The following is an 8,500-nucleotide window of genomic DNA, read 5'->3' as shown; positions in this document are numbered from 1 at the left end:
CTCTATTTTTACCGTGGGTGCCCACTAGTAACCCTTCTCGGGTCAAATGGGACCTCTTTTAAACTAAAAAAAGCCTGCCAATTACGGCAGACTATTATCCATCAATTTTTCTAACGGTTTTGGGCTTCATTTTCGCGGCGAGCCAGAAACCGGCGGTCAGCGAAAAGGCGTCAATGACAATCAGGACAAACGTATTGGTATACCCCTTGTATACAGAAGCTGCGATAAGCGCCACCGTCAGGACAAGGCCAATCACCCGATTGTATGTAACCCTTGTAAAAAATAACACTAATAAACCTGGCATGATAAGCGCCGATAAATGGCGAATAACCTCTACCAATGGGATCCCCCACCTCTTCATTCTGTTAATTCATTTTAAAAATTCATAAAGAAAATTGCAACAAAAATAGTCCCGAAGCGGGGCACCCTGAAGTGCTTCTTATTTTTCCAGTACAAAACTGTTAGATTTAGAATTAGTAAAAATACTTGCGACGACAAATCCAGCCAGGGAAATCAGGATTGGCAGCACCACCGTATGCACGCCGAGGGGATTAGGATAAAATCGGTCAAAGATAATGTAGGAACTCATCCCCAAAATCATCGATGTGATTGCCCCATATTTATTCCCCTTGCTCCAATACAAGCCTAAAATAACCGGCCAAATAAACACGGACTCCAAGCCGCCAAACGAAAATAGATTGAGCCAAATGATTAAATCCGGCGGACTCAACGCGAGCAAAATGACCAGGATGCCAATAATCGCTGTTACGCTGAAACTTACCTTTTTAATTTGCTGGTCGCTGGCGGTCGGTTTAATATAATTTAGATAAACATCCTTCACCAATGCCGAGCTGACCAAAATCAACAGGGCATCAACTGTTGACATGATGGCCGCCATCGGAGCCGCCAGCACGATACCCGCAACAAACGGCGGGAGCACTTTCATAGAGAGCAGCGGCATAACGGTATCGCCGATTTTAACACCTGGTAGCACTGGCCTTGCGAAAACGCCAATGAGGTGCATGCCAAGCATGATAAAGCCGACCACAACTGTTCCAATGATAATGGCATTATGCATTGCCTTTGAGTTTTTATAGGACATGGCCCGAACCGCAATCTGCGGCAGGCCGACGACGCCGATCCCAACTAAAATCCAAAACGAGGAAACATACGCCGGCGTTAAAGTGCGTTCGGCACCAAATGGGCTGATTAAGTTAGGATTTTCTGCCGCCAAATCGGAGATTATCCTTGGGATTCCCCCGCCTGCCTTAATAGTGGCAATAAGAAGAATTAAAGTTCCCATGAACATGACGACGCCTTGAATCGTATCCGTCAGAGCAACAGCCCGGAACCCCCCCACAATAACAAAAACAAGGACTGAAAAAGCAAAGATTAATAATGCAACCGTATATGGCAGTCCAGTTAACGACTCCACCAACCTAGCTCCGCCAATCCATTGAGCCGTCATCGATGAGAATAGAAAAATGATAATACTGGCCGCTGATAAAAGAACGACCGTCTTGCTACGATAACGATTTTTCAAAAAATCAATCAAGGTAATGGCTTTATACCGGCGGGAAATAATCGCAAATTTCTTGCCCAAGACCATCAAGGTGAAATAACCGGTCGCCAGCTGGGCCATCGCCAGCAGTACCCAGCCCAGACCTTGTGTATAGGCAACACCCGGCCCGCCGATAAAGCTTGAAGCGCTGCCATAGGTGGCCACCATCGTCATCGCGAGAATGAAGCCGCCCATCTGACGTTCGCCTAAAAAATATTCCTCCAAAAACGAATTGGATTTGAGGACAAATTTATTCGACCAGAAGCCGACAGCAAAAATGATGAATAAAAAAATAATTAATGGCGTAATGACTGCCCAGTTCACTCGGCATTCCTCTCTTCCTCTTCAAACGGTACATCTTTAAATAGAAATTTCACGGTCAGGCTGACAAGAATGATCATTACGATAAATCCGGCGATGCAGCTATAGAAAAACCAGGCCGGCAAGCCGAATATGTATGAGTAATCTTCTACCTTTTTGGAACCCAAACCGTAAGCAAACCCGTACCACCATACAAAATTAATTACAACCAGAACCACGCCGATTAACGCTTCCCGGTGGGCAATCTTAAACCGCTTGTCCTTCACAAAACCCCTCCTCATCACTTTAACGCATTGCCAGTGGAGTTACTTGCAATGCGTTAAGGTGTTAAATTCCTTCCTATAGTACTGAACATAATTCCAATTTCCTATTTTAACGAATAATGAATATTTTACCAAACCTAATCACTTGAAAAAATAGGAGAAAATTCTCACTTTATGCCGAAGAATGCTTATCAAACAATGAAGCATGTTTCCGATTTTTAGGATAATTTAACTATTTTTGACATTTAATATTTTAAATATTTACAATTTTCTGTACCAATTTTATTATTAAAATAGATTCTATTTTCTTAGGGAGGCTAAGTTTTTAAGGTAACCCTAACAGGGGGGAATGGTACATAGCATGGTATTTTAATAGACATTAGTAATGAAAGCGGTTTCAAATATTGTCTAGGAGGGGCTTTATGAAGAAGAGAAAACTATTTTCAACGGCACTGGCTCTATCTTTAGGGCTGGGAATGCTGAATGTGGCGGCAGCACCTGTCGGCAAAGCCGCAGGTCCAGCAGCAAAAGTATCGGCACAGGGGTCACCGATTGACTTGGGAATTGCTAATGATGAGAGATTAATAGAAATGCTGAAGCGGCAAGGGAAAATTGCTAAAAATGCGAGCCCTGCAGAGGCGGAAAAGGCATTACAACAATATCTAAAAGCAAAAGGCAAAGCTTTCAAGACAAAAGACCAGCTGCCTGCCGGACTTGGCACAGTTAAAGAAAGTGCCCAGCCAAAATCAAACGGACTAAAAAATGGTAATGGTAATAAATTAGGACAGGCAAACAAAAATACCGTAGACCCTGTCCAAATTGAGAGTTACGACGGGAATGTCCGCCATGACAAAGTTCTTGTTCTGGCTATTGATTTTCCAGATTACGAGAAAAGCTCGATCACAAAAGATGAGACGGACATGTGGTATGAGGACTATACCCATGACCATTTCCAAGATATGATTTTCGGAGCAAATGGCTACGAAGGACCTAACGGCGAAAACCTCGTTTCGATGAAACAGTATTATGAGCAGCAATCTGGCGGTAGCTATACGGTTGATGGAACTGTTGCCGGCTGGTATACGGCTGATCATCCTGCTGCTTACTATGGTGGAAACTATCCTACGCCGGATGGAAGCGACGCTCGTCCAAGAACACTAGTGTATGAAGCTCTCACAAAAGCAGGAAAGGATCCAAATGTTGACCTGAGTGAATATGATGTATGGGATCGCGATGATTATGATAATGACGGAGTTTATAACGAACCAGACGGTATTATCGACCACCTTATGGTGATTCATGCTGGTGTCGGCGAAGAGGCCGGCGGCGGTAAATTAGGCGGAGATGCGATTTGGTCACACCGATGGAATCTTGGAAAGCTTACAGCTGTTCCTGGCGGAAAATCTAAAAGTGATCGCTTTGGAGGCCTTTTAGGGGCTTATGATTACACCATCGAGCCAGAAGACGGCGCAGCCGGAGTATTCTCTCACGAATTCGGTCATGACTTAGGTCTTCCTGATGAGTATGATACTCAATATACTGGTGCTGGTGAAGCGGTTGAATATTGGTCTATTATGTCAGCCGGTAGCTGGGCAGGAGACATTCCAGGAACTGAGCCCCCTGGATTTAGTCCATACGCAAGAGAAATGCTACAAAGCCTACATGGCGGCAACTGGTTAACTGGTGCCACTCTTCGTGCTGACAACATTACGAAGGCCGGCACAACTGTCCTCCTTGATGAAGGAGTAACAAAGGGTACAAATAATGATGCTGTAAGAATTGATTTACCTGACAAGGTGAACGTCCTGAATACGCCAAAAGACGGAAAATTTGAGTATTTTGGCGGTAAAGGAGACGAAGCTGACCATAAAATGGCAGTATCCGTTGATTTAACAAACGCTAGCAATGTCACCCTTGATTTCGACACTTGGTACAACATTGAAAAAGAATGGGATTACGCTATGGTCCAAGTATCAACAGATGGTGGAAGTACATGGGAATCTCTATCAAGCTCCCGTACGAGTTCTGCTCTTGACCCTAATGGGTATCCAGCCATAAAAGAAAACCTTCCTGGTTATACCGGTTCAAGTAATGGCTGGGTCCATGAATCAATTGATTTATCAGCATACAAAGGACAAAAAATTCAGCTGCAATTCCGTTATATGACAGACTGGGCTTCCAATTTAGATGGCTTCTTCGTGGATAATGTAAAAGTGACGGCTGATGGCAAAGAACTAGTCTCTGACGGTGCTGAGGGCGACTCACAATTTGCATTAGACGGGTTTACGAAGCATGATGGCACATATACTACCACACACTATTATCTATTAGAGTGGAGAACACATAACGGTGTCGACGCCGGCTTATCTCACATCCGCCGCGGTGCAAGCTTAATGAGTTATGACCCAGGCCTGGTTGTTTGGTATGTAGACGAATCCTATGACAACAACTGGACAGGTATTCACCCTGGAGATGGCTTCCTTGGTGTAGTAGATGCTGACCAGCATGCATTGTCTTGGAGCGATAAAACTGTCAGCTCCTCTCGTTACCAATTACATGACGCTGCATTTGGCCTAAGCAAAACTGAAAAAATGTTCTTGAATTATCCATCGCAATTTACGTTGACCGACAACTTCACTCAGCGGAATCCGCTTTTTGATGACAAGTCTGACTACAGCAACCCTGGCCTAGTTGATGCAGGCCGTAACGTACCAAACTACGGATTAAAATTCCGTGTAGTTGGGGAAAGCGCTGATGGCACAGTTGGAAAGGTATTAATCTTTAAATAGGAAAATAAACAAGGGTACCCTCACTTTTTCGCAGGGACCCTTGTTCTTATTTTTGAAACCTTTTTATTAAAATAACTACCATGAAAATTGAACATAACCCTAAAATAAATTTCCCTTGCAAACTCCAATCCAAAACCTGCTTCACGGAGTAAGCCTCTATTAATAAGGCGGGTATTTTTCCAAGCGTGCTAGCGATGGAAAAATTAATAATCCCAACCTTGCTTCCAGCACTTACAAGTGTCACCACTCCAGAAGGGATGAACGGAAAAATCCTAAGTGCGAATATCAGAAAAAATGCTTCCATATCTTGCGTATTTTGCAATCTATCTAAAAATTTATTTTTTATCGCAATCTTGTTTTTTACCCTATTGATACCTTTTCGATATAAATAAAAACTAATAATGGCTCCAAAGGCCTCACCAAGAATCGAAATCAACAATCCGTGGCCAAATCCGAAGAAGCTAATGTTGGCTGCGGTTAGAAAGACGCTCGGAACAACCCCGAAGAAACTAATAATGATATTCAATAAGATACTTATCCATATTGCTAATGTGCCGCTATGCTCAAACCACGCTAGAATTTGCGCCTCCATCTGTACCTCCGATTTTAAAGCTCCTTATAGTATTCTTTATTTTATAATTTACCGGTATAAAAATATAGGGCGTCCCACAGGACACCCCAGTACACTATTTTAATAAATTTCGGATGACTAGATTGGTCAGATTCGGCACCACTTCAAGTGAATAGGACATTTCCATTCTTTCCAGCTTTTTATGGGCATCTAGTCCATAAGGTCCAATATTGATGACCGGCACATTTAAGTCGCGGATGTCTTGGTACTCCACGTAATGCTTTGTTCCCCAGCCAGGATTATTATTGGAAACAGCCTCTATTCCTTCTTCGTCATCGCTTAGCGCAACAAAGCTCATATCCGAGATATATGGGAAGAAATTCCGCGTTACAATCGGATGTGGATAGGCTGGCTGAATCGATTCCACTGCTTGATTTAACGCATCAATCAAGGCCTGTTCCTGCTCATTCTTGCCGGACAGCTCAATTCTTGGAGAATAAAGAGATGAATAGAAAAGAATAATGGCAGGGTTTTTGTCCTTCATCCAGTTCCAAGCCTCTTCTACAACCCTTGCCGCGAACATGCGGGTATCCAGTTCCTTATCCTCCATTAAACTCTCTTTAAATTGATTCATATGCGTGATAAAGGTATCACCGTGCTCCATAACCAACTGTTGTTCCATTTCTTCATATGTGAACACTCTTGGCTGCCAAGGATGTTTGAAATATGGTTCGCCGCTTAAGCTGCTAAACTGCTTATATCTTTCATCAAAAGCATTTAAGGCGTTTTCAAATGCAATACGCGCCTGCTCTTTTAATTTCACTAGGACATCCTTCGGAGACCAGGAATGGATGAAGAAATTGTAGTATACATAGGCAGACAACGCGGTCTGAACGGTATAAGACGGTTTCAGGTCTGTTTGTTTTAAAGAAACAGGGGGAACTGTGATTTCACCAAAGGCCTCATTGCAAAGCTCGGGATTATAATCAATCTGCTTCGTCAGCTCCGCCGCGATAAAGTTAGGGTCAAGCCCTTCAAAGCAAGAGCCAACATGCGTTTCTGCACCAGTAATAAAAAAGGATGGCAGAAGCTTGCCTACTGTCCCCATATAGATATAGCGATTTACATCTCCTGCAAAGCGCGGGGAGACGAAATCGGAATTGATCGCCGCAGCATATTCAAAACCATGCTCCTGTTTCCAGCTTTTCAGGACCTTTAAGGCTGATAAAACTCCGTGAGAGCTGTCCTCTTCATCACATTCTGCTAAAAAGACGATGTTTCCATCAAGCTCTTCCGGATGCTCAGAATAGTATTTTAATAGATAGAGGTGGCTGGCTACTCCACTTTTCATATCGAGTACCCCTCTACCAAACAACCAGTCGCCCGAGTCTAAATGTTCCTTCGCCGAGGCAGGCAGCTCCTCCCTCTTTAACGCAGCCATTAGTTGATCCGGAAAACACGCATGTTCTTTTAGGTGATTAAAATCATCAATTCCAACCGTGTCCATATGTCCCATCAAAATGACCGTACGGCGGCTATTCCCTTTTGTACCTTTGACAAATGCCAATACATTATATCTTTCATGTTCATCCTGAATGGTTTGAGACATCGTCATGTGAGAAGGATTTTTTGAAAAATAAGGAAAAGCAGAAATAAATTTATATAAATATTGGGCAATTGTTTTTTCACCCTTTGTATTCACAATACTTTCGATATTCACGAGTTGGTTCGTGAATGCCAATACATCCTCACGGCATTGCAGCATCATTCTGACCCCTTTTTTTTAAGATTAGTATTGTAGAAAAATGTATACCAATTAACAAATTTTCGTCAAGTCTTTTCAAATGGGGAAATATTCTAGTAAATTTATACTTGATTATGTATAAATATTTACTTATACTAATTATTGCGAAAAGAATATTAATTCCTCATCTTTAAGCTTTTGAGATGAGGTAGAGGTCGCGATTTATATTAGTATCCTATTGGAGATTCAGTGAAATCTAGGAAAATAGGAAAAATGATAAATCGCCGAAGCATCTGAAATCACTGTTTTCAGAGAGCTGGGGCTGTACTCGATAAGGGGCAGAACTGTCACAATTCAGCATGAGAATTGTGGGGAACTATCTAATTCAAAGCTTTAGATGAGGGTGTCAGGCACCGTCACATGGACGGTGCTTTTTTAATTAAAAAGGGGGATGCATCATGAGAAAACTTATGATTTTAGTAGTTTCTGCATTACTGGTGATTTTAGCAGCATGCGGATCTAAAGAAACAGCTAAAACAAACCAGGCAAAGGGAGAAGATTTAGGCCTAATTAAAGAGGGGACGCTATCGTTTGCGATGAGCGGGCAATATCCACCATTAAACTTTAAGAAGGATGACAAATTAACTGGTTTTGACGTAGAAATTGGAAATGAGATTGCCAAAAGAATTGGTGTAAAAGCAAATCCCGTAACAAACCAATGGGAAACCATCATCCAAGGATTAAAAGCAAAAAAATACGATGCGATTATCGGGAGTATGACAGCAACACCTGAACGTGATAAGCAAGTAGACTTCACAAATCCATATTATTTATCCGGCGCCCAAATTTTTGTGGCTGAAAACAACAGCACTATTACTTCAAAAGATGATTTAAAGGGAAAAACAATTGGTGTTATCCAGGCAAGCACATGGAAGGATATGGCCCTTGAACTATCCGATCAAGTAAAAGGATATCCATCTGATGTTAACGCTCTTCAGGACTTGGCAATTGGCCGTTTGGATGCCGTTATTACTGATAAAATTGTCGGTTTGAATGCCAAAAACGAAAAGGGTTTAAAGATCAAGCCGATTGGCAACCTGCTAAATGAGGATCGAGTTAGTGTAGCAGTAGCCGAAGGAAACAAAGAACTTGCTGATAAAATCAACAAAGCCATTGACGACATGCAGAAAGATGGCACTTACGAAAAAATCAGCAAAAAATGGTTCAACGAAAACTTACTTGAAAAGTAAG

General features: G+C 42.3%; 7 protein-coding genes and 1 riboswitch. Of the genes, 2 read left to right on the top strand and 5 right to left on the bottom strand.

Annotated elements, in window-relative coordinates:
• Positions 1–94: 94 nt before the first annotated feature.
• The 3 genes from KHB02_RS20140 to KHB02_RS20130 form a co-directional block, all read right to left on the bottom strand.
• Positions 95–340 (bottom strand): CsbA family protein, encoded by a 246-nt coding sequence (locus KHB02_RS20140; RefSeq protein ID WP_261363790.1) that lies wholly within the window; start codon positions 338–340, stop codon positions 95–97.
• Between the two features lie 99 nt (positions 341–439).
• On the bottom strand, positions 440–1,885 hold the full coding sequence (gene panF / locus KHB02_RS20135; RefSeq protein WP_213144198.1) for a sodium/pantothenate symporter: 1,446 nt from the start codon (positions 1,883–1,885) through the stop codon (positions 440–442).
• The gene (locus tag KHB02_RS20130; protein ID WP_213144498.1) at positions 1,882–2,163 is read right to left on the bottom strand and encodes a YhdT family protein; all 282 of its coding nucleotides are present in this window, start codon (positions 2,161–2,163) and stop codon (positions 1,882–1,884) included. The genes panF and KHB02_RS20130 overlap by 4 nt, the downstream gene beginning before the upstream one ends.
• Positions 2,164–2,567: 404 nt before the next feature.
• Between KHB02_RS20130 and KHB02_RS20125 the strand changes: the two genes are divergently transcribed.
• Entirely contained in the window at positions 2,568–4,934 is a 2,367-nt protein-coding gene (locus KHB02_RS20125) for an immune inhibitor A domain-containing protein (protein ID WP_213144197.1), read from the top strand.
• Between the two features lie 46 nt (positions 4,935–4,980).
• Here KHB02_RS20125 and KHB02_RS20120 read toward each other — a convergent pair whose 3' ends face one another.
• On the bottom strand, positions 4,981–5,526 hold the full coding sequence (locus KHB02_RS20120) for a TVP38/TMEM64 family protein (RefSeq protein WP_213144196.1): 546 nt from the start codon (positions 5,524–5,526) through the stop codon (positions 4,981–4,983).
• A 94-nt stretch (positions 5,527–5,620) separates the two neighbouring features.
• Positions 5,621–7,270 carry a M20/M25/M40 family metallo-hydrolase gene (locus KHB02_RS20115; protein ID WP_213144497.1) on the bottom strand — a complete coding sequence of 550 codons (1,650 nt, stop codon included), beginning with the start codon at positions 7,268–7,270 and terminating at the stop codon, positions 5,621–5,623.
• A 180-nt stretch (positions 7,271–7,450) separates the two neighbouring features.
• Positions 7,451–7,636, top strand: a riboswitch (Lysine riboswitch).
• 68 nt (positions 7,637–7,704) lie between these two features.
• Here KHB02_RS20115 and KHB02_RS20110 point away from each other — a divergent pair.
• Positions 7,705–8,499, top strand: coding sequence for an ABC transporter substrate-binding protein (locus KHB02_RS20110; RefSeq protein WP_213144496.1), 795 nt, complete (start codon positions 7,705–7,707; stop codon positions 8,497–8,499).
• The last annotated feature ends 1 nt before the right edge of the window (position 8,500 follow it).

It is taken from the genome of Neobacillus citreus (assembly GCF_018343545.2).
Taxonomy (GTDB): domain Bacteria; phylum Bacillota; class Bacilli; order Bacillales; family Cytobacillaceae; genus Neobacillus; species Neobacillus citreus.
The sequence above is the reverse complement of the archived record's forward strand: the minus strand, read 5'-3'. Positions and strand labels throughout refer to the sequence as shown.